A 21,569-nucleotide genomic window follows, 5' to 3' on the forward strand; every position below is an offset into this window, starting at 1 on the left:
ACCAAGGACAGGTCATCGCGCGAAGCGCCAGTTGGTTCACTGGCTGGGATGGCGGTCATGCGTGGATCTTCACTACAGCGCAGAGGTCAGGGATGAGCAGGAAGCCAGGCGTGTCTGATGATAAGTGCGGCCAATTTTGGAGAATTCTTCGGACTTGCGGTGCTGCACGCCTGTTTGCGGGGAATTTCGCAAGAGCCGGGGTGACGATTTTCTCGCTCGCGTGCTGTTCTTCGACATTGCATGCAGAGATTCCGAGTTGGCATGAGGAATATGGCAACCGGCTGAAGTATGCGGAACTGGTCGAGCCGCTCAAGGGCGATATCTTTGGCGAATCGGTCAATCTTTATGACGGGTCGGTGTCCTTCTCTGCCACCGAGCTGTCGTTGACGGGAAATCACGGCTTACCGGTGTCCATCGGACGCAGGCTCGACCCGAGCAATCCCAAAAACAATCTTGCGTTTGGCGACTGGGAGCTGGATATCCCTTCGCTTTCAGGCGTTTTTGGAGACGATGCGGCCACGGCAGGTGCCGGCAGTTGGGCGCCTGCGCAGCGCTGTGACAGTGTGAGCGGACCACCGATTGTCACGGTCCGGAATGTTCGCGGAACCCTCGATATTGATTTTGCCGATTTCGAGTATTGGGACGGCAACCGGCTGTCGTTGCCCGGAGGTGGAGGCGGCGAACTGCTTGGTGCATCAGGAGATGCGCGCGAGGTCAGGCCGACGTTTACCGAGGCTGTGCGCTGGAATACCAAGGACGGCTGGTTCTTCTCGTGCCTGGGTGCCTTGAAGAGCGGACAGGCAGGGCAGGGCTTCGTGGGGCATGCGCCCGACGGTAGCAAGTATTACTTCGACTGGATGGTGGTACGCGACCATAACGACCAGGCACATAAGCAAACCCTTGGGGCAGATACGCATGCGGTGCTTCGCCGCAACAAGGTCTTTCTGTATCCGAGCCAGATCGTCGACCGCTTCGGCAACTGGGTTCGCTACGAATGGAGTGGCGCGCAGCTGCAGCGTATCCATGCCAACGATGGACGTAGCATTGTGCTCGGCTACGACAACGCGGGGCGTGTCGCCAGTATGACCAGCGGTACGCGCCAGTGGAGCTACCAGTACGACAGCACTACTTCCCGGCTGATCTCGGTCATTTTGCCGGATGGAACAGCGTGGGGCTATGCGATCGCGCCACCGGCATTGCTATACAAGCAGCGGCAAACCCAGGACGAGCCGGAGTCCAATTATCGGGTACGCATGGATCTGTGCGCCAAAATGGGGATCCTCCTCGACAACGAAGCGATCTATACCGTCAACCACCCTTCTGGAGCAGTCGCAACGTTTAGCCTGCGCCCGATCCGACACGGTCGGATGGGTGTGCGTTTCGATTGTCAGGAAAACGGGGAAAGCGCCACGCTGGAGGATGGATGGAACCAGACGCCGTTGTATCGCGATGCCTACACTCTCAAATCCAAGACCATCAGCGGCCCTGCGCTGCCGACTGCTCAATGGCAGTACGACTATCTCAATTTAGGTGGGCGCTACGATCGCGACGTCACGGTAGATAGCTGGCCGCTGTATCCGGCAGGCAGCGCAGAACACAAATTCACAGTGGAAACCGGACCCGACGGCACAGTCAAGCGTTACGAGTTCGGCAAGGAAGTCCGCTACAACGATGGGCGGTTGCTGGGCGTAGTGACCACGCGCAACGATGTCAATGTCAAGGTGGAGACCACCAGTTACGTTGCAGAGTCGCAGCTTGCAGACGCTCCGTTTCCGGCATTGGCCGGTACCAGCTATGTTTACGGCAGTGACGAGATCATGTCGCATGGCAACCGGCCGGTGCAGAGCACCATCACAACCCAGGATGGCGTGCAGTTTGTCCGCCAGATCACCGCTTTCGATGCGTTTGCCCGCGAGAGATCTGCAGTGGAGTCGAACTCCGCCGGCCAGAGCAGAACTACCTCCAAGGCCTACTACGACGACGCTGGGTTGTGGTTGTTGGGACAGGACCAGCAAGAGACCGTCGGCGATATCCAGCGCAGCCGCGCCGAGTTCGACGCGGCGAGTGGATTGCCAGTGCGTTTCTATGCGTTTGGGCGACTTGCCCAGAGTGTGGGCTACGCCGCTGATGGAACGGTCGCCAGCGTCAGCGATGGGCGTGGCAATGCAACCCTGCTCAGTGGTTGGAAGTTCGGTGTACCGCAGCAAATCAAGTTTCCCGGCACCGCAGAAGCGCCCAATGGCGCGACACGATCGGTGGTGATCGACGACAACGGATGGATTGCCGCACTTACCGACGAGAGCGGGTTCACTACCAACTACACCTATGACGGCATGGGGAGATTGGCTTCTATCCAGTATCCGCAAGGCGACAGCACGGCATGGAATGCAGTGAGCTTTGCGCTGCAACGCATGGAGGCAGCCAATCTCGGCCTGCCTGCCGGGCATTGGCTGCATAGCCGCACGCAGGGCGGGCACACAACCCAGACCTATCTGGATGCGTTGTTCCGCCCTGTAATGATTGCGGAGGTGGCACAAGGGCAGACCGATAGCGCCGTGGTCACTCGCTATGACGTCACTGGCCAGAAGGCGTTTACCTCGTATCCGTTGCGTGCAGTGAACGACGTCAACCAGGCACTCTCAGGCACTTCCTATACATACGATGCGCTTGGGCGTCCGATCAGCATGACGCAGGCATCGGAACTTTGGCCGCTGGTTACCACGACCGAGTACATCGGCGATCTCAGCGTCCGCGTGACCAATCCGCGAGGTCTTTCCACCACGACCCGGCATCTGGCCTATACCGGGCCGGAGTACGAAATGCCGTTGACGATTTCCCAACCCGAAGACGTGATCACCGAGATCCAGCGCGATGCGCTCGGAACTCCACTCTCGATCAACCGGCGTAACGGGGATGGCAGCCAGCAGCTGGCCCGTCGCTATGTCTACGATGGGTATCGCCAGCTGTGCAAGACCATCGAGCCGGAATCCGGCGCCACCGTGCAGGACTACGATGCGGCCGGCAATCTTGCCTGGTCTGCATCGGGCACCGCCCTGACAAGCGCGACCCAGTGCGATACCGAAGCGGCGCAAGCGAGTGGGCGTGTCGTGGTGCGCAACTACGATGCGCGCAATCGCTTGTTTCAACTGCGCTTCCCTGATGGTCGGGGCGATCAGGATTGGTCCTATACCCCAGACGGCCTGCCTGCCTCCATCAGCACGTCCAATACCAGCGACGCGTTGCCGGTGATCAACAGCTACCAGTACAACCGCCGACGCCTGTTGGTTCAGGAGTCTCAGCAGCACGCCGAACTTGGGCTCAGGAGCATGAGCTATGCCTACGATGGCAATGGCGCGCTGACGGGCCATACCTACCCGAGCGGGCGTGTCGTGGACTATGCGCCGGATGCATTGGGCCGCCCGACCCGTGCCGGCAACTTTGCCAGCGAGGTGACCTACTACGCCAACGGCGGCATGTCGCGGTTCGTCTACGGCAATGGCGTGGTGCGTACATTGGGACAGAACGTGCGTGGTCTCCCCGATCGCAGTACCGATCTGGCCGGTGGCACTGCGGTGCTCGACGATGGCTATGACTATGATGCGGTGGGTAATGTGATGGCCATCAGCGATGGCGTAACGGGCGTCAACACCAGCCGCGACATGACCTACGACGGCCTGGATCGGTTGAAAACCGTAACCTCGGCTGCTTTTGGTGACGCCAGCTACAACTACGACGCCTTGGACAACCTGCAGGCGGCCAAAGTGGGAACGCGTGATCGCATGCATGTTTACGATGGCAACAATCGCCTGACCAACGTGGTCGATGCCGTCGGCGGAGCGACGCTGGTCGGATTGAGCTACGACGTGCAGGGCAATTTGAACAATCGCAACGGCGTGACCTACGATTTCGACTACGGTAACCGCCTGCGTCAGGTCGGTGCAGTGGAGGCCTATCAATACGATGCGCAGGGAAGGCGTATCCGCGCGCAGGCCTCCGCCAGCGGCGCGATCTACTCGTTCTACGACAATGCCGGTGTCCTGCGGCAGCAGCGCAATGAGCGCACCGGCAAGGACGTGGACTACATCCAGCTCAACGGCAGCCTGGTGGCGCAGGTGTCGGGCAGCGTGACCCCGAATGTTCCGGCATTGAGCGGCCCGGGTTACGTCAATCAGGGCGACTACGCGTTGATCTGGAACGCAGTGGGCGCGGCAACCCGTTACGAACTGGAGGAAGCGGCCAGCGGCGGAAGCTGGACAGGCATCTACAACGCAAGCGCGCTGACTTTTACCGTCACCGGGAAATCGACTGGCAGCTTCCAGTATCGCGTCCGTGCATGCCGCGACAGCTGTGGAGGCTGGAGCAACATCGCCACAGTGGCAATCGAGCTGCCGCCGTCGACCGTGCCCAGCCTGTCGGTACCGCAGTTTGGCGACAACGGCAACTACAGCATCGCCTGGTCCGCCGCTTCGGGTGCAACCGGGTATGAATTGGAAGAAAGCGTTGCCGATGGTGCCTGGAGCCAAAGCTACACCGGTGCAGAGTTGTCCAAGGCTTTTGCAGCACGCGCGGCGGGGATTTACGGCTATCGGGTACGCGCCTGCAATCCCATCGGCTGTACGTCCTATTCCGCCAGCGCCAGTGTCAATGTGGTGTACCCGCCCGACAGTGCGCCCGCGACGAGTGCTCCTGCCCGTGCTACCCAGAGCGGCTTTGCCGTCAGCTGGTCGGCTGTAGGCGCGGCCTCTCACTATGTGCTGCAGGAAAGTGCCAATGGTGGAGCGTGGTCCACGCTGCAGGAGGGCCCCCAACAGGCCTTCGAGACCGGTGCCCGCACTGCAGGCGATTACGGCTACCGGGTGGCGGCCTGCAATCGTGCCGGGTGCGGTAACTGGTCCGGCGCTGTCGCGGTGCAGGTTGTCGCCCCGCCCACCCTGGAGCCCGCACTGTCGGCCCCCTCGCTGGTGCCGGGTAACGCGTACACGGTGAGTTGGAGCACTCCATCCGGCAGCGAGAGCTTCCAGCTGGAAGAAGACAGCAATGGCGCAGGATGGGTGCAGGTGTATGCGGGCGCTGCCACCAGCTTTGACACCAGCAAAGGCAAGGGCAACTACGGCTACCGCGCCAGGGCCTGCAACATGGCCGGCTGCGGACCGACCTCGGGCATTGTCACGGTGACGGTCTCTCCGCCACCGGCGACGCCGGCCATGCAGACAGCGAACTGGCTGAGTACGCGCACCGCGCCGGTGCAGGTTTGGTGCGAAGCCGGTTGGTCTGCGGTCGCCGATGCGGTGGAGTACCAATTGCAGAGCAGTGGCGGCAATGCGCTTTACACCGGCCCCAGCACCTATGTCAGTGCCAACGGCAATGCCTACTGCGCCTACGAGTACACGGTGCGCGCCTGCAACGCCGGTGGTTGTTCGGCATGGTCGAGCCCACCATTCCCGGTGACCCAGGGCGAGATGGAATGAGGATGCCAGGATGCTGAAGAGAATCATGCGTAGTGCGGCGCTGCTGTTGGCATTGGCCTGGCCGGCTGCAGGTCTTGCCGAAACGGTGGAGTACATCCATACCGACGCCTTGGGCTCACCGGTGGCGATCACCGATGCCGCAGGCAACGTGATCGAGCGGACGGTGTATGAGGCGTATGGCGGCATGGTCAATAAGGCGGCAGTGGACGGACCTGGGTTTACCGGGCATGTAGCGGACTCGGCGACCGGGCTGAGTTACATGCAGCAGCGGTACTACGATCCCAGCATCGGACGGCTCCTCAGCGTGGATCCGGTTGGCGTCAGCCCGATAAATGGTTTGAACTTCAACCGCTACTGGTATGCCTCGAACAACCCTTACAAAAATAAAGATCCTGACGGTCGATGTGACGGTCCAGCGACTTGTGCGATCGATCGCGACATCGCTGAGATGAACAGCGGCGATATGTCACGCGGGGAGTTCATGGATAGGTCGGCCGCACGCGCGGTTGGTGCAGTTGCAGGTTTAGCAGTAGTTGCAACTCGAAACCCAGCAGGTGTTTTAAAATTACTAAGCTCGGCGTTTAGGCGAGATGCCAGTCACACGATCCAAAAGGACAGAGCCCCGCATATCTTTAGAGATAAAGAGGGGCATATGAAGGACACTCCGCAAAATCGGGAAACCCTCCAGAGGGTTGCAGATGATCCAAAAACGACGCTAGGTAACGATCGGTTTGGCAACACGTGGTCATCTCAGACACAAAACAATGGGAGCCAGGTTTGGACACAGACGAGAAATGGAGAAATAGTCAATGGCGGCGTTAATCAAACACCGCGTACATACAACCCTCAAACAGGATTGTCTCGCCCTGAGCCTCCGCCCCCACCGCCTAAGAAGCCTGATTAGATATGTTTGAAAAAAAAGCCTACATCGCGATGCTCATCTTTCTTGAGGACTATTGGGAAAGGAATGGACAGCCAGATGCGCTCGGAGTTTTATTGGGCTCCATGAATCCGCTGGAAGACGGAGTGCCTGCGGACAGTGCCATCTGGAATGATTGGTTAGAAGCGGTTGCGAAATCTGAGAGCGAGTGGCCGCGTCAGTTCACTTCTTGATGTTCCATGGCCAACCCCCTAGGAACAGGCGCATCGTAAAGTAGTCGCCCCTGACGAGATGGTGGGTTCCAGGGCTACTTCCGGGTGGGGGGCGGATCGACTCAAAACAGCTATCTGAAGAGTTGGACAAGAAAAGATAAGTATGAACACATATCAGGTCATGATCGAAGGGGTCTTTGTGAGATCCCCGGAACTGGGTCGGCTCACAGGTGGGTTCCACACGACTTTTTTTGTTATGGCGATCAATGCAGCTAATGCCTCGCATAAAGCGAACAAGCTGCTTGCAAAGAGGATGGCTGCGCACTCCGTAGTTAGCGATAATGCAGGATGGTTTATGGCTTATTACTGGGTTCACGACATATGGGAAGTCACTGTAGAAAAGTATTCGGAGAACGAGGGGCACGACTCTGGCTTCACATTTTTCATCATCGGTCGCATGGAAAAGCTTTTTTTGGCTGTTCGTCGGCTGTTCTTCACTAAGTATCGTCAGTGGCTTATGGTCCAACCGGAACTAGCGGGGTCGGAACCTGAGTAGGTGTCGGGGTAAGCGCCTTGCGGCATAACAATAGGTCCGCATTTGCGGGCCTATTGTTGGCGGGTTCGTGATCGTTGCTACTGATGCGCGGCGAGCACCGATTAGGGTACTTACACAATGGCGCGCTGCCAGGTCTTGGCCAAGTGCTGGATGCGCTCAAGCTGCAGCAGCAGCTTCGGTGCCGGTCCCCAATTGCCGATGCAGCGCCTGGCCGGCGCGCCTATCAGGTCCTCTACGGTGACGCCCAGGGTGTTGGCCAGCGTCGGCAGCATTGAGATCGGCACGCGGCGCTGGCCGCTCTCGTAGGCGGTAACGGCCTACTACGACACGTTGGGCCGTTCGGCCAACCGCACTCGGATTAGTCTCCTGCGGCTTGCGCAGCGCGGCCAAGCGTTCGCCGAAGTCGATGAAAAAGGCGCCTTTTTCCTGAGGGATAGCCGCAGTGCGGATCGGAATATTGTGCAGGTGTTGCATACCGTCAGCCAGTCGGTTGGTCTGCGGTCGCCGATGCGGTGGAGTACCAATTGCAGAGCAGTGGCGGCAATGCGCTCTACACCGTCCCTAATACCTATGTCAGTGCCAACGGCAATGCCTACTGCGCTTACGAGTACACGGTGCGCGCCTGCAACGCCGGTGGATGCTCGGCATGGTCGAGCCCACCATTCCCGGTGACCCAGGGCGAGATGCAATGAGGATGCCAGGATGCTGAAGATGTCGACTCCCCGTAATTCAGTGCCAGCTAGAACTAGAGGTATGCGGTTGATGTTGATCACGAAACTCGGCGGGCGTTAGCCCGCCCAGGCTGTCGTGCGAGATCTGCTGGTTGTAGTCGGCCGGGCTGAGTTAACGGACACCACCGTGCAGCAGCCGCAATCAAAGCCGGTGTAAAGGAGGTTCCTGTGCAAACTGTACCGACCACATCGCAGCAAGGGGCACAGCTTCTACAAGAGGCCGCAGAGGCAATGCAGCAGAGGGGCCGCTAAGTAACATTGATTACAAGAGAGTTGCTCTCCCAATTTTCTGCGCTTCAATTCGCGCTGATTTCAGAATTCTTTGAAATTCTTCCAAGTGCGGGCCAAGATTTCATGCGTGATGTCCCGAAAAATGGTGAAATAAGTGTCAAAGGTGAAATGTGGAAATTCCGAAAGCATGGCCAGGGGGTAAGGTTCTACCACCCTGAATCAGGGCGAATCGTGGATTCGCATCGTTTTTATGGAGATATTTTCGACGTAATTGACGCATGGCGAATTATGCAGTTTGCGGAGAGTGTTGGCATGTCTGCACTCACTGAACAAGCAATTGAAGACTCGTTGATGTTGTCAGTGCGATCTGGAATTCTGCGCCAAATTGATCATGCTCGTGTGTACCGCTTAATTTCGCCGATCAAGCCACTTGGGGCGCAATGAAAAATTTGAGAGAGAATGCCAGAATGCTTGTAAGATCTCGCGTAGTGAGACATTTTCGCTGGAGGATGACATCACGCTGAAAGTGCGGCTTGGAGGATTGGTTGAATGCAGCTGAAAGATCTAGGGCAAGGCTCCGTGAGGTTGCCGCCGTCATCTCGTTTAATTTAAATTCAAGTCATTTAAGTATGGGGTTTAACATGCGGCCTCTTCATGCGTTTGAGCGCTCTTTGATTCAAAAAGTTGCGGATCTTATACCTGGTCCCGCTGGCGTAGTGCTGCGTTATGATGTTGACAACGCTTCTGCTGTGGATTGCTCTTCTGACTATTCGAAGGTGCTTTTTATTATCGATGGATATGAAATTCCTCCATATCATGGGCAGTGTCATTTCCCTGTAGAGATCAGGGCTCTGGATTCCGATGGAGGCGAATTGACGGTAATTATTTACAGTGACAGTAATGGAAGGCTATTTGAATTGGAAGTTATTCGCTGGGACGGAAAGGCTGTTATTGACCCAAGACGGGATACGTTGGATTTTTACTGAATGTGTTGTTCTTTCCCAGGGGCGAGCTCGAAGGCATCGATCAGTCCTGGCCCATAATCTTGTAGATGCAGATATTTATAGTTGATCACGCCTCCACCGCCCCCGCCTTGCCGTCTTCGACCACAAAGCGTTTCAACGTCGAGACCGTGGCCTGGCGATCGCGACGGTCGGAGATGCCTTGCAGGCGCGTTTCCATCAGGCCCGGTGTCAGCGTTACCGAGACATAGCCGCGGGTTTCGCCTTCGGCGTAGTGCACATGCGGATTGAGCGCCATGGTGGCTTGCAGCTCGGCGTTGCTTTGGCCGTCGGAGGTGATCGAGGTGCCGACGAATTCGGTGGCCAGCGTCGCCGAGTCCGGGTTGGCCGGATCGGCCTTCAGATCGGTAACCCAGTACGAGTGGATGTCGCCGCCCCAGAACACCGGGTTACGCAGCCGGGTCTTGGCGATGGCGTCGAGCATGCGCGTGCGTGTGGCCGGGTAGCCGTCCCAGCCGTCGGTCCATTGCCCGAGCATGCCGTCGCGGCCGTGCTGGTTCATCGGTGCCACCAATAGATCCTGCGCGATCACGTTCCAGCGCGCGGGCGATCGGGCGAAGGCGCCATGCAGCCAGCGCTCCTGTTCCCAGCCGAGCATGCTGCGGCGTGGGTCGGTGCGTTCGCGGCAACTGTCGTCCACCACATGGCCGCCGCGCCAGCCGTTGGCCTGCGGGCAGGGTTGTTCGCTGCGGTACTGGCGGCCATCGAGCACGTAGAAACGCGCCAGCTGGCCGTAGTCCAGCGATCGGTAGATGCGCATGTCGGCGCCATGCGGTCGATTGCGCGCACGCAGCGGGAAGTGTTCGTAAAAGGCGCGGTAGGCGGCGGCGCGCCGGGCCAGGAAGGTATCGACCGCAATCGCCGGATCCTGCGACCAGCGATTGGCGTAGTCGTTCTGCACCTCGTGGTCGTCCCAGGTCGCCACGCAGGCGCTGCCGGCGTGCAAGGCCTGCAGGTCGGGATCGGTGCGGTACAGCGCATAGCGGTTGCGGTAGCCGGCCAGATCCAGGCACTCGCCGCTGCCGTGCGGGCGCACGATCTTGTTCGCCGCCTCGCCGTGGTTGCTGTATTCGTAGATGTAATCGCCGAGGAAGAACACCAGGTCCGGTTGTTCGGCGGCCAGATGGCGGTAGGCGCTGAAATAGCCCAGCTCCCAGTGCGAGCAGGACACAAAGCCCAGCCGCGCGGCATCCGGCAATTGATGCGGTGCCGGCAAGGTGCGCGCGCTGCCGATGGCGCTACGCGCACCCAGCGCCTGGAAGCGGTACCAGTACGGACGATCGGCGGCCAGGCCGGCGACTTCCACATGCACCGCATGGCCCCAGGCCGGGCTGGCGACGGTTTCGCCCTGGCGCACGATGTTGCGCATGCCCGGGTCACTGGCCACCTGCCAGCGCACCTGCACCGGTGCGGTCAGCCCGCCGCGTCCATCCGGGTCCAGCGGCCGGGGCGCCAGCCGGGTCCAGAGTACGAAGCCGTCGGCCAACGGATCGCCGGCCGCCACGCCCAGCGTGAACGGGTCCGGGCTGCCGCTGGCGCGCGCGAACGGGCTGAGCAGTCCGGCCGCTGCCAGGGTCGTAGCGGCGAGCAGAATGCGGCGGCGGCCGTGATCCACGGCGGCAGGTGCGTTGTCGGGGCCGGGCAGGGGCGATGCGGACGACGGGTCGATCAGGGGCATGAGCACAAAAGCGATCTAGCGGACGCGACCATAGTGCGACCGGCGGATGTCCGTTCAATGGCAGCGGCAGTGGTGTCGCTGCTGGCGCAGGTTTGCTCGCATCATCGACTGCGGATGGCGGATACGGCGTGTGCCAACGCGGCCGATGCTCCCGCCCACAGCGATACGCACGCGCCGGTACAGCGGCGGCTGTCGTGGTGGCAGGTCCTGCGGCATCGCCAGGCCTGGACGTTTGTGCTGGGCAAGTTCGAGTACGACGGCTTCCTGCCCACGTGCCCACGCGCCACGCATCGCCACCATGCGCGGCACGCGCGCACCTGCACGCCACCCAGCTGCGATAATCGCGCCATGAACGATGCCGCACTCCCCCCCGATGTAGCCGCTGCGCTGGCCAACGGCCTGCAGGCCCAATCCCTGGATGCGGCGTTTGCCGCGCCGTTGTTGCGTTACCTGACGCTACTGGTGCGCTGGAACAAGACCTACAACCTCACCGCCGTGCGCGACCCGCGCGAGATGGTTACCCGCCATCTGCTCGATTCGCTGGCCATGCAGCCCTACATCGCCAGTGGCACCCTGGCCGATCTGGGCACCGGCCCCGGCCTGCCCGGCATCCCGCTGGCGATCACCCGCCCGCAGCTGCAGGTGACGCTGGTGGAAAGCAACGGCAAGAAGGCCCGCTTCATGCGCGAGGCGCTGCGCCAGCTGGCGTTGGGCAACGCGCGCGTGGCCGAATCGCGCGCCGAAGCGCTGGACGAACCGGCCGCGTACGACCACCTCACCGCCCGGGCGCTGGATACGCTGGCCGGCATCATTGAAGTTGGCGGTCACCTGCTGCGCCCGGGCGGCAGCCTGCTGGCGATGAAGGGCATCTACCCGCATGAGGAGATCGCCGCACTGCCCGCCGCCTGGAGCGTAGCCGAGGTGCATCCGCTGCAGGTGCCGGGCCTGGACGGCGAGCGGCATCTGGTGGTGGTGCGCAAGACGGGCTGAAGCGGCGGCCTGCCTGCCCCGGCCGCGTGCATCGGGAGAGCTCAAAAGCCACGGCGCCTGGTCGCTGCTCCCGCCTGCAGGGGAAGGGGCCCGACGTGGCGGTGCGCGCGATCGGCCATAGCCCTCACCTAATCCCCAATCCCCACGCTGGGACTTCCGGCCCATGGCAACGAGCGCCTGCGCTGCCATCATTGCGCGTTCGATCCAGACGCAGGCCGCCCGCACGTGACATCTCCTCTCGCCGCCGCACTCTCGCTCGCCCTGCTGGGCGCAAGCTTCGCCGCCACCTCGGCGCAGGCCGCCGCACCGGCACCGGTGGCACCGCCGGCCACGCTGACTGCCGAGCGCCCTGCTGACGCACGCTTCCGCGCGGTCTACGAGAAAGAATGGGCATGGCGCCAGGCCGAGACCGGCCAGGCCGACGAAGACAGCGACACCACCGGCGACAACACGCATTTGCCCGATGTCGGCCCGGCGGCGCAGCAGGCGCGCCTGGCGGTGTGGGACGGCGTGCTCAAGCAGCTCGACGGCGTCGACCCGAAACAGCTCTCGCCCACCAACCAGGTCAACTACGCCATCTATCGCCCGCAGGTGGAAAGCCTCGCCGCCGAGGTGCGCCTGCGCCTGTACGAGATGCCGTTCAACTCGGATAGCTCGTTCTGGTCCAACCTTGGCTTCATGGCGCAGCGGCCGATGAAAACTGCTGCCGAGTACCGCGCCTATATCGCGCGCCTCAACGATGTGCCGCGCTACTTCGATCAGCAGACCGCCAACATGCGCGCCGGCCTGGCACGCGGTTTCAGCGTGCCGCGCGCGGTGCTCGATGGCCGCGATGTCTCCATCGCCACCGTGGCCGATGTCAAAGACCCCACCGAATCGAGTTTCTACGCACCATTCAAGCAGCTGCCGGCGCAGATCCCGGCCGCCGAACAGGCGCAGTTGCGCGAACAGGCCAAGGCCGCGCTGAGCACCGCAGTGCTGCCGGCCTACGCCAAGCTGCTGAGCTTCTTCCGCAACGACTACATGCCCAAGGCGCGCACCACGCTGGCGGCCGAAGCGCTGCCCGACGGCAAGGCGTTCTATCGCCAGCAGATCCGCGAATACACCACGCTGGAGCTGACCCCGGAACAGATCCACAAGATTGGTGTGGACGAAGTGGCACGCATCCAGGCGCAGATGGACGCGATCATCAAGCAGGTCGGTTTCAAGGGCAGCTTCGCGCAGTTCCTGGCCTTCCTGCGCACCGATCCGCAGTTCTACGCCAAGACCCCGCAGGAGTTGCTCGATCGCGCCGCGTGGATTTCCAAGCGGGTGGACGGGCAGGTCGGCAGATTCATCGGCACGCTGCCGCGCGGGCGCTTCACCATCAAGCCGGTGCCGGACGACATCGCGCCGTTCTGGACCGCCGGGCGCGGCGGCGCCACCACGTACTGGGTCAACACCTACAACCTGCCATCGCGGCCGTTGTACAACCTGCCTGCGCTGACCCTGCACGAGTCCTCGCCCGGGCATTCGCTGCAGGGCTCGCTGGCGCTGGAGCAGGGCGATCAACCGGCGTTCCGCCGCGAAAACTACATCTCCGCCTATGGCGAAGGCTGGGCGCTGTACACCGAGAAGCTCGGCCAGGAGATGGGCATCTACGAGACCCCGTACGAGGAATTCGGCCGGCTCACCTACGAAATGTGGCGCGCCTGCCGGTTGGTGATCGACACCGGCGTGCACCACGACGGCTGGAGCCGCGAGCAGGCGCTGGCCTACCTGCGCGACCGTACCGCGCTGAGCGAGCACGAGGTCACCACCGAGGTGGACCGCTACATCTCCTGGCCGGGCCAGGCGCTGAGCTACAAGCTGGGCGAGATCACCATCGTCAAGCTGCGCGCCGAGGCTGAGAAAGAACTGGGCGACCGCTTCGACATCAAGGCCTTCCACGACGCGGTGCTGAAGCAGGGCTCGGTGACCTTGCCGGTGCTGGAGCAGCAGGTACGGGCGTTTATCGCAGAGAGCAAGGCGCGCCCGGTCGACGCCAAGCGGGCTCGCAACGCGGTGCTGTGATGCCCTGGGGGAGTGGCTGACAGGAACACTGTAGAGCGGCTGGTCTGTGGTTTGGCTGCAGGGCCCTTGCCCGCCCACCATCGCGGGACACGCCGCAAGTACGTCCATGTAGGCTCTTACGCGGCATCCATGCCGCGTAAGGTCCCGCGACGGTGAGCGGGCAAGGACCAGTCGAGTTGGTCTGTGTGCATGGCTTTAAAAAGCCACCGACTAACTCTCGGTGCGGTGTCCTCGCGGATTGCGGGACCGTGTGGCGGCATGGATGCCGCCACCGAACCCCCAGGGACGGATTCACGGCGTGTCCCGCAAGCGGCGAGGGCATCGCGCCCTCGACTCACTAAGCTTTTGACCTGAGCTTCCTAACTACGCCGTGCATGCGATTGTGTAACTAGCCCGGCCCCGATACGCTGCGCCCATGTTGCTTCGCCGCGCCCGCCTGTTGCACCCGTTGCTGCGCCTGATGGCGTTGGCAGTGCTGGTCATGGGCGTGCTGGTCGCACCGGTGGCCTGCGCGCTGGGCGATGTGCATGCACTGGCGCACGACCAGATGCATCTGGAAGACACCGCGCCGCACGGCCATGACGGTGCCGACGAAGGCGATGCCGGCGAGCGCGATGGTGCCGGCCTGATGCACGCCCTGATGCACAGCGGCTACTGCCACGGCCAGAATCCGGCGGTGTTGCCGGCGCTGGCCTGGCTGCCGCTGTCCACGCATACGCAGGCCCAACCTGTGGCGGTCTTCGCGCACTACCGCTCGCAACTGAGCGAGACCGGATTGCGTCCTCCGATCGCGGCCTGATGCATCGCCGGCAGCTGCCGGCCTGTCCATCGATCCCGATTCCGGAGACACCCTCATGTGGTTGCGACTGACGGCAATTGCCGTCTTCGCGGTCGTGCCGTGCGCCATGGCGCAGGACGTACCGCCCAAACCCGTGCTGACCCTGGACGACGCCATTGCGCGCGTTGCCCGGCAGCACCCCGACCTGCGCCTGGCCGATGGTCAGCGCGCGGTTCTCACCGCCGACGCCGAGCGCGACGCATTGCGCCCGCCGTTGCGTATCGGCGCCGAACTGGAAAACGTGTTCGGCACCGGCCCGACCCGCGCGCTGGACCAGGCCGAACTCACCGTCACCCTGGCCGGCGTGCTGGAACGCGGCGGCAAGCTCGACGCGCGCCGCACCCTGGCCCAGGCACGCATCGATGCGCTGGCGCCGCAGCGGGCGCTGGCGCGGCTGGACGTGCTGGCCGAAGTGGCCCGGCGCTATCTGGCCATCGGCATGGCCGCGCAGCGGCATTCGGTGGCGCTGGAAACCCTGGCCCAGCGCCAGCGCACCGTAAGTGCCGCGCGCCAGCGGCTGCAGGCGGGAGCCTCACCTGAATCGGTCGTGCTGACCGCGCAGGCCTTGCAGGCGCGCGCGGAACTGGAGCGCGACCGCGCGCAGCAGGAGCTACTGGCATCACGTCGCCAGCTGGCGGTGTTATGGGGTGAGCGTACGCCGGACTTCGGCGATGTCACCGGCGACCCGCTGCAGTTGCCGGCCATTCCCGAGTTCGAGGTGTTGGCGCAGCTGCTCGATGCCACGCCAGAACTGGCGCGCTTGAACGGCGAGCAGCGCGTGCGCGAGGCGCGGGTGCGGCTGGCACGCAGCCAGGCGCGCCCGGACCTGGACTGGCAGGTGGGCGTGCGCCGGCTCGAGGGCAACGACGCCACTGCGCTGCTCGGCAGCGTCTCGCTGGCCCTGGGCAGCGCCGCGCGCGCGCAACCGGAGATCCGCGCCGCCGAGGCGGAGCTGTCGCTGCTGGACATCGAGCGGCAATCGCAGGCCTTGGTGCTGTACACCACACTGGCCGATGCGCATGGCCGCTACCGCGCCGCACAGCTGGAAGTGACGCGCATGCGCAGCGATGTGCTGCCCGCACTTGCGCGTGCCGACGCCGCTGCCGAGCGCGCGTATCGCGCAGGTGCGACCAGCTATCTGGACTGGGCGCAACTGCAGGCGCAGCGCAGCGATGCACGACAGCAGCAACTGGCCGCGGCACTGGAAGCGCAGACCGCGTTGATCGAGATTCAGCGCCTGACCGGGCAGCCGTTTGTGCTCGACGGTGCTGCGCAGGTGGGGCCATGAGCGCTACGTCCGTTGTGCGTTTTCGCGCGGCCAACATGCGCCCGTCCGGATCTGCTGCGCCGGTATCGGTATCGGTATCGGTATCGGTATCGGCAGTCGCAGCCGCATTCGCAGCCGCAACCGCATCGGCATCCAGCACTCGCCAAGCGATGCTCGCGCCTACCGCGCCTACCGCGCCTACCGCGCAGACCTTCTCCGTTCGTTCGCCCGACGCACTGCGCCGGCGCCAACCAGGACCAATTTCGATGAAAAGTTTTTTGATTGCACCGCTTGTGCTGGCGCTGCTGCTGAGCGGCTGCGGCGGCAACAGCGGCAACAGCGAAGAAGCCCATGACCACGCAACGCCGGGTGCCGAGGGTGAAGCCGACGCCCATGGCGAAGAAGCCGAAAAAGGCGCACACGGCGGGCGCCTGCTCGAACAGGACGGCGACAGCGTGGAGCTGGCGATTGCAGAAGACGGCACGCCACCCACGTATCAAGCCTGGCTATATCGCGAAGGCAAACCATTACCGCCCAGCGCCGGCAGTGTGGAGGTGCGTTTGACCCGGCTCGGCGGCGTCAACGAAGTGCATCGATTGCGCGCGCGCGACGACGGCAGCCTGTTGGCCGACAGCACGGTGGGCGAGCCGCATTCGTTCGATGTGGAGGTGCGCGCCACCGTGCAGGGCAAAGCGCATCGTTGGGCCTATCCCACCTACGAAGGCCGCACCACCATCGCGGGGAAGATCGCGCAGGACGCCGGCATTCGGGTTGCGCCGGTGGGTGCCGGCAGCATTGCCGATCAGCATGAAGTGCAGGGTCTGCTCACGCCGGCAGAAGGTGCGCAGGCGCAGGCCACCGCACGCTTCCCCGGGCCGGTGCGCAGCTTGCGCGTCAATGTCGGCGACCAGGTGCGCGCCGGTCAGGTGCTGGCCACGGTGGAGAGCAATCTCAGCCTGACCACCTACGCGGTCAGCGCGCCGATCAGCGGCACCGTGTTGGCCCGCAACGCCAGCCTGGGCAGCAATGCGGGCGAAGGCCAGGTGTTGTTCGAGATCGCGGACCTGTCGACCTTGTGGGTGGATCTGCACATCTTCGGTGCCGATGCGGGGCACATCACCGCCGGCGCACCGGTGACGGTGACGCGCATCAGCGATGGCGTGGTGGCGCAGACCACCTTGGAGCGCGTGTTGCCGGGCACGGCCACCGCGAGTCAGAGCACGGTGGCGCGCGCGGTTTTACACAACAGCGATGGCCTGTGGCGGCCGGGCTCTGCGGTGAAGGCGCGGGTGACGGTGGCGCAGCAGCCAGCGGCGATGGTGGTGCCGGTGGGGGCGTTGCAGCAGTTCCGCGACTGGGAGGTGGTGTTCGTGCGGGTGGGCGATGTGTATGAGGTGCGGCCGGTGAAACTGGGCGCGCGCGATGCGCAGCAGGTGGAGGTGGTGTCGGGTTTGGCGGCGGGTGATGCGGTGGTGGTGGAGCAGAGCTATCTGGTCAAGGCGGATATCGAGAAGTCGGGGGCGTCGCATGATCATTGATCAGCGTGTTTCCGGTTTGATTCGCCGTCGACCGCACGTGCGTGCGTGGGAGCGGCTCTTCTCTTCTGCGCTTTTAAGCGACGCTCCCGGTAAGCACGGGTGCGGCGATCTCCTCGATCATCGTGCGTGGAGGCGGGTGTCATGCTGACCAATATCATTCGGTTCGCGATTGCGCAGCGGTGGTTGATGCTGGCGTTGACGGGGGTGTTGATTGCGATCGGGGCGTGGAGTTTTTCGCGGTTGCCGATCGATGCGACGCCGGATATCACCAATGTGCAGGTGCAGGTCAATACGGCCGCGCCGGGGTATTCGCCGTTGGAATCGGAGCAGCGGGTGACGTTTCCGCTGGAGACGGTGTTGGCGGGTTTGCCGGGCCTGGAGTCCACGCGTTCGTTGTCGCGCTATGGCTTGTCGCAGGTCACCGCCGTGTTTGCCGACGGCACCGATCTGTATTTTGCGCGGCAACAGGTGGCCGAGCGGTTGCAGCAGGTCAAGTCGCAATTGCCGGCCGATCTGGAGCCGCAGCTGGGGCCGATCGCGACCGGCTTGGGCGAGATCTTCATGTACACGGTGGAAGCCAAGCCGAATGCGCGCAAGCCCGATGGCAGCGCGTGGACGGCCACCGATCTGCGCACCTTGCAGGATTGGGTGGTGCGCCCGCAGTTGCGCAATGTGCCCGGCGTTACCGAGGTCAATACCATCGGCGGCTATGCGCGGCAGATCCATATCACGCCGGATCCGGCGCGCCTGGTGGCGTTGGGTTTTACGCTGGACGATGTAGCGCAGGCAGTGGAAGCCAATAACCGCAATATCGGTGCCGGCTATATCGAGCGCAACGGCCAGCAGTTTCTGGTGCGGGTGCCGGGGCAGGTAGACGATATCGCGCAGATTGGCGCAATCGTGCTGGATCGGCGCGAGGGTGTGCCGATCCGGGTGCGTGATGTGGCGCAGGTCGGCGAAGGACGCGAGTTGCGCACCGGTGCCGCCACGCAAGATGGCACCGAAGTGGTGCTCGGCACGGTCTTCATGCTGGTCGGCGCCAATAGCCGCACCGTGGCGCAAGCGGCCGCGCAGCGCCTGGAACTGGCCAACGCCAGCTTGCCGGCCGGCGTGCAGGCAGTACCGGTCTACGACCGCACCGCGCTGGTGGACCGCACCATCGTCACCGTCGCCAAGAACCTGATCGAAGGCGCCTTGCTGGTGATCGTGGTGTTGTTCCTGCTGTTGGGCAATGTGCGTGCGGCCTTGATCACCGCAGCGGTGATTCCATTGGCGATGTTGTTCACGCTCACCGGCATGGTGCGCGGTGGCGTATCCGGCAATCTGATGAGTCTGGGCGCGCTGGATTTCGGCTTGATCGTCGATGGCGCAGTGATCATCGTGGAGAACTGCTTGCGCCGCTTCGGCGAAGCGCAGTTGCGTCTGGGACGTGTGCTCGAGCGCGACGAGCGTTTCGAACTCACTGCCGAAGCCACCGCAGAGGTGATCCGTCCCAGCCTGTTCGGGTTAGGCATCATCACGGCGGTGTATCTGCCGGTATTTGCGCTCACCGGCATCGAGGGCAAGATGTTCCATCCGATGGCGATCACGGTGGTACTGGCGCTCAGCGGTGCGATGCTGCTGTCGTTGACCTTCGTGCCGGCGGCGATCGCGTTGTTGCTCGGTGGCAAGGTGGCCGAGCACGAAAACCGTGCGATGCGCTGGGCGCGTCGCGTGTATGCGCCCATGCTCGATCGCGCGCTGCGTCACGGCCGTTTGGTCGGCATTGGCGCAGTGGTAGCGGTAGTGGTGTGTGCGGTGTTGGCCACGCGCCTGGGCAGCGAGTTCATTCCGAACCTGGACGAAGGCGATATCGCGCTGCATGCCTTGCGCATTCCCGGCACCAGCCTGGAACAGGCCATCACCATGCAATCCACGCTGGAAAAACGCATCAAGCAGTTTCCGGAAGTGGCGCATGTGTTCGGCAAGCTCGGCACCGCCGAAGTGGCCACCGACCCGATGCCGCCATCGGTGGCCGATACCTTCATGATCATGCATCCACGCGCGCGATGGCCGGACCCGCGCAAGCCCAAGGCGCAACTGGTGGCCGAGATCGAGGAGGCGGTAAAGCAATTGCCCGGCAACAACTACGAGTTCACCCAGCCGATCCAGATGCGCATGAACGAGCTGATTTCCGGCGTGCGTGCGGATGTGGCGATCAAGGTGTACGGCGATGACCTGGACACGTTGGTCACGCTGGGGCAACGCGTCCAGGAAGTCGCCAGCACGGTGCCGGGCGCGGCCGACGTGAGCCTGGAGCAGGCCACCGGCTTGCCGATGCTGGCGGTGGTGCCCGATCGCGCCGCATTGGCCGGTTACGGCCTCAATCCCGGCGTGGTGCAGGACACCGTGTCGGCGGCGGTGGGTGGGCAGGCGGCCGGGCAATTGTTCGAGGGCGACCGCCGTTTCGACATCGTGGTGCGCCTGCCGGAAGGCCTGCGTCAGGATCCCACCGCATTGGCCGATCTGCCGATCCCTCTGCGTGGCGATGGCGAGCGCGCCGATGCGGACGAGTCCAGTCGCGCGGCCGGTTGGCGTAGCGGCGCACCGACCACCGTGCCGCTGCGTGAGGTCGCCAGGATCGAAACCGTGCTGGGGCCCAACCAGATCAATCGCGAAGACGGCAAGCGCCGCATCGTGATCACCGCCAATGTGCGCGACCGCGACCTGGGCGGATTCGTCGCCGAGGTGCAGCAGCGCGTGCAGGCAGAGGTCGTGCTGCCGACCGGCTACTGGATCGGCTACGGCGGCACCTTCGAGCAATTGATCTCTGCCGGCCAGCGCCTGGCCTGGGTGGTGCCGGGCACCTTGTTGCTGATCTTCGCGCTGCTGTACTGGTCGTTCGGCTCGCTGCGCGATGCGCTGGTGGTGTTCAGCGGCGTGCCGCTGGCATTGACCGGCGGCGTGGTGGCGTTGGCACTGCGCGATCTGGCGTTGTCGATCTCCGCAGGCGTCGGGTTTATCGCGTTGTCGGGCGTGGCGGTGCTCAACGGCCTGGTGATGATCGCCTTCGTGCGTAGCTTGCGTGCCGAGGGCATGTCGCTGGAGCAGGCGCTGCGCGAGGGTGCGCTGAGCCGTCTGCGCCCGGTGTTGATGACGGCGCTGGTGGCCGCCCTGGGCTTTGTGCCGATGGCCTTCAACGTCGGCGCCGGTGCCGAGGTGCAGCGCCCGCTGGCCACGGTGGTGATCGGCGGCATCGTTTCGTCCACGCTGCTGACCTTGCTGGTACTGCCGGTGCTGTATCGCTGGTTGCATCGCGAGCGGGTGGGGCGATCCGGACCGGTCTTCGCGGCTACGCCGCAGGCAGGCACGCCATGAGCGAGTCCTGTTGCGGGTGCGGCAAGACCCTGGATGTGGCCGCAATGCAGGCCCGTCAGCGGCGCGTGCTGTGGTGGGTGCTGGCGATCAATGCCGGCAGCTTTGCGCTGATGCTGGCCGGCGCGCTGCATAGTGGCGCCGCTTCGCTGCTGTCCGGCAGCCTGGATAACCTGGGCGATGCGCTGACCTATGCATTGAGCCTGGCGGTGGTGGGGGCCAGCCTGGCGGCCAAGGCGCGGGTCGCCTTGCTCAAGGCCGGGTTGATCCTGCTGGCGGCGCTGGCGGTGGCCGCCGAGATCGGCTGGAAGCTGGCCCACCCGCAGCTGCCGCTGTTTCAGAGCATGGGGCTGGTGGCCGCGCTGAACTTTGCCGCCAATCTGGTGTGCATGCGCCTGCTGTGGCCGTACCGTAACGGCGACATCAACCTGGCCTCGGCCTGGGCCTGCTCGCGCAACGATGTCTACGAAGGCCTTGCGGTGCTGGCTGCCAGTGCGGCGGTGTGGGCGTTCGGCAGCGGCTGGCCCGATCTGGTGATCGCGGTGGCGTTGCTGCTGCTGTTCCTGCGCTCGGCCTGGCAAGTGGCGCGCGGCGCATGGGCGGAACTGCATCGGGTCGCTGCGCTGACGTAGGTCCGGGGAGGCTGATCGACCGCCGCCGTCGGGCCAGGCGCCCACTGCGGCGGGGTTGGCGGGCAAGTGCTGTAAGTGCTTGCGGCACAAAGGAAAGCCGTGCATAATGCGCGGCTCGCT

16 protein-coding genes and 1 pseudogene are annotated in these 21,569 nt (G+C 63.4%); 15 read left to right on the forward strand and 2 right to left on the reverse strand.

The genetic code is table 11. The features are described 5' to 3' along the window. The first annotated feature begins 200 nt into the window (after positions 1 to 200). From NYR97_RS09650 to NYR97_RS09665, 4 genes are all read left to right on the forward strand, one after another. The gene (locus NYR97_RS09650) at positions 201 to 5,468 is read left to right on the forward strand and encodes a wall-associated protein (protein WP_316697712.1); all 5,268 of its coding nucleotides are present in this window, start codon (positions 201 to 203) and stop codon (positions 5,466 to 5,468) included. Positions 5,469 to 5,478: 10 nt separating this feature from the next. Beyond that, entirely contained in the window at positions 5,479 to 6,372 is an 894-nt protein-coding gene (locus NYR97_RS09655) for an RHS repeat-associated core domain-containing protein (protein ID WP_316697713.1), read from the forward strand. A 2-nt stretch (positions 6,373 to 6,374) separates the two neighbouring features. Further along, on the forward strand, positions 6,375 to 6,581 hold the full coding sequence (locus NYR97_RS09660; RefSeq protein WP_316697714.1) for a hypothetical protein: 207 nt from the start codon (positions 6,375 to 6,377) through the stop codon (positions 6,579 to 6,581). A gap of 142 nt (positions 6,582 to 6,723) precedes the next feature. Next, entirely contained in the window at positions 6,724 to 7,116 is a 393-nt protein-coding gene (locus NYR97_RS09665; RefSeq protein ID WP_316697715.1) for a hypothetical protein, read from the forward strand. Positions 7,117 to 7,226: 110 nt separating this feature from the next. Here NYR97_RS09665 and NYR97_RS09670 read toward each other — a convergent pair whose 3' ends face one another. Next, on the reverse strand, positions 7,227 to 7,388 hold the full coding sequence (locus NYR97_RS09670; protein WP_316697717.1) for a hypothetical protein: 162 nt from the start codon (positions 7,386 to 7,388) through the stop codon (positions 7,227 to 7,229). A gap of 252 nt (positions 7,389 to 7,640) precedes the next feature. Between NYR97_RS09670 and NYR97_RS09675 the strand changes: the two genes are divergently transcribed. The 3 genes from NYR97_RS09675 to NYR97_RS09685 all read left to right on the forward strand — a co-directional run bounded on the left by NYR97_RS09675 (position 7,641) and on the right by NYR97_RS09685 (position 9,064). Beyond that, a complete protein-coding gene (locus NYR97_RS09675) occupies positions 7,641 to 7,808 on the forward strand; it encodes a hypothetical protein (RefSeq protein WP_316697718.1) in 168 nt (55 codons plus the stop codon). A gap of 312 nt (positions 7,809 to 8,120) precedes the next feature. Further along, positions 8,121 to 8,522, forward strand: coding sequence for a DUF6896 domain-containing protein (locus tag NYR97_RS09680; RefSeq protein WP_316697719.1), 402 nt, complete (start codon positions 8,121 to 8,123; stop codon positions 8,520 to 8,522). A 101-nt stretch (positions 8,523 to 8,623) separates the two neighbouring features. Then, positions 8,624 to 9,064 (forward strand): DUF6984 family protein, encoded by a 441-nt coding sequence (locus NYR97_RS09685; protein ID WP_316697720.1) that lies wholly within the window; start codon positions 8,624 to 8,626, stop codon positions 9,062 to 9,064. Between the two features lie 85 nt (positions 9,065 to 9,149). Here NYR97_RS09685 and NYR97_RS09690 read toward each other — a convergent pair whose 3' ends face one another. Continuing rightward, positions 9,150 to 10,778, reverse strand: coding sequence for an alkaline phosphatase D family protein (locus NYR97_RS09690; RefSeq protein WP_316697721.1), 1,629 nt, complete (start codon positions 10,776 to 10,778; stop codon positions 9,150 to 9,152). 147 nt (positions 10,779 to 10,925) lie between these two features. Between NYR97_RS09690 and NYR97_RS22445 the strand changes: the two are divergent. The 8 genes and pseudogenes from NYR97_RS22445 to NYR97_RS09730 form a co-directional block, all read left to right on the forward strand. After that, positions 10,926 to 11,078: pseudogene (locus tag NYR97_RS22445) on the forward strand (MFS transporter); the annotation flags it as partial. Positions 11,079 to 11,126: 48 nt separating this feature from the next. Then, positions 11,127 to 11,768, forward strand: a complete 642-nt coding sequence (gene rsmG / locus NYR97_RS09695; RefSeq protein ID WP_316698145.1) for a 16S rRNA (guanine(527)-N(7))-methyltransferase RsmG — start codon at positions 11,127 to 11,129, stop codon at positions 11,766 to 11,768. A gap of 225 nt (positions 11,769 to 11,993) precedes the next feature. Beyond that, the gene (locus tag NYR97_RS09700) at positions 11,994 to 13,820 is read left to right on the forward strand and encodes a DUF885 domain-containing protein (RefSeq protein ID WP_316697722.1); all 1,827 of its coding nucleotides are present in this window, start codon (positions 11,994 to 11,996) and stop codon (positions 13,818 to 13,820) included. A 415-nt stretch (positions 13,821 to 14,235) separates the two neighbouring features. Further along, positions 14,236 to 14,619: a hypothetical protein gene (locus tag NYR97_RS09710; protein WP_023905633.1), complete on the forward strand. Its 384-nt coding sequence runs from the start codon at positions 14,236 to 14,238 to the stop codon at positions 14,617 to 14,619. A gap of 55 nt (positions 14,620 to 14,674) precedes the next feature. After that, positions 14,675 to 15,946, forward strand: a complete 1,272-nt coding sequence (locus NYR97_RS09715; protein WP_316697723.1) for a TolC family protein — start codon at positions 14,675 to 14,677, stop codon at positions 15,944 to 15,946. A 245-nt stretch (positions 15,947 to 16,191) separates the two neighbouring features. Then, positions 16,192 to 17,463, forward strand: coding sequence for a permuted SH3 domain-containing protein (locus tag NYR97_RS09720; RefSeq protein ID WP_316697724.1), 1,272 nt, complete (start codon positions 16,192 to 16,194; stop codon positions 17,461 to 17,463). Between the two features lie 141 nt (positions 17,464 to 17,604). Continuing rightward, positions 17,605 to 20,820, forward strand: coding sequence for an efflux RND transporter permease subunit (locus NYR97_RS09725; RefSeq protein ID WP_316697726.1), 3,216 nt, complete (start codon positions 17,605 to 17,607; stop codon positions 20,818 to 20,820). Beyond that, the gene (locus NYR97_RS09730; RefSeq protein ID WP_316697727.1) at positions 20,817 to 21,449 is read left to right on the forward strand and encodes a cation diffusion facilitator family transporter; all 633 of its coding nucleotides are present in this window, start codon (positions 20,817 to 20,819) and stop codon (positions 21,447 to 21,449) included. The genes NYR97_RS09725 and NYR97_RS09730 overlap by 4 nt, the downstream gene beginning before the upstream one ends. Positions 21,450 to 21,569: the final 120 nt, after the last annotated feature.

The organism is Xanthomonas hydrangeae (assembly GCF_032697525.1).
GTDB classification, from domain to species: domain Bacteria; phylum Pseudomonadota; class Gammaproteobacteria; order Xanthomonadales; family Xanthomonadaceae; genus Xanthomonas; species Xanthomonas hydrangeae.

Coding starts and splice junctions, on each gene's coding strand:
- NYR97_RS09655 (WP_316697713.1), top strand. CDS start 5,479: ATGCTGAAGAGAATCATGCGTAGTGCGGCGCTGCTGTTGGCATTGGCC.
- NYR97_RS09660 (WP_316697714.1), top strand. CDS start 6,375: ATGTTTGAAAAAAAAGCCTACATCGCGATGCTCATCTTTCTTGAGGAC.
- NYR97_RS09665 (WP_316697715.1), top strand. CDS start 6,724: ATGAACACATATCAGGTCATGATCGAAGGGGTCTTTGTGAGATCCCCG.
- NYR97_RS09670 (WP_316697717.1), bottom strand. CDS start 7,388: ATGCTGCCGACGCTGGCCAACACCCTGGGCGTCACCGTAGAGGACCTG.
- NYR97_RS09690 (WP_316697721.1), bottom strand. CDS start 10,778: ATGCCCCTGATCGACCCGTCGTCCGCATCGCCCCTGCCCGGCCCCGAC.
- rsmG (WP_316698145.1), top strand. CDS start 11,127: ATGAACGATGCCGCACTCCCCCCCGATGTAGCCGCTGCGCTGGCCAAC.
- NYR97_RS09710 (WP_023905633.1), top strand. CDS start 14,236: ATGTTGCTTCGCCGCGCCCGCCTGTTGCACCCGTTGCTGCGCCTGATG.
- NYR97_RS09715 (WP_316697723.1), top strand. CDS start 14,675: ATGTGGTTGCGACTGACGGCAATTGCCGTCTTCGCGGTCGTGCCGTGC.
- NYR97_RS09720 (WP_316697724.1), top strand. CDS start 16,192: ATGAAAAGTTTTTTGATTGCACCGCTTGTGCTGGCGCTGCTGCTGAGC.
- NYR97_RS09725 (WP_316697726.1), top strand. CDS start 17,605: ATGCTGACCAATATCATTCGGTTCGCGATTGCGCAGCGGTGGTTGATG.
- NYR97_RS09730 (WP_316697727.1), top strand. CDS start 20,817: ATGAGCGAGTCCTGTTGCGGGTGCGGCAAGACCCTGGATGTGGCCGCA.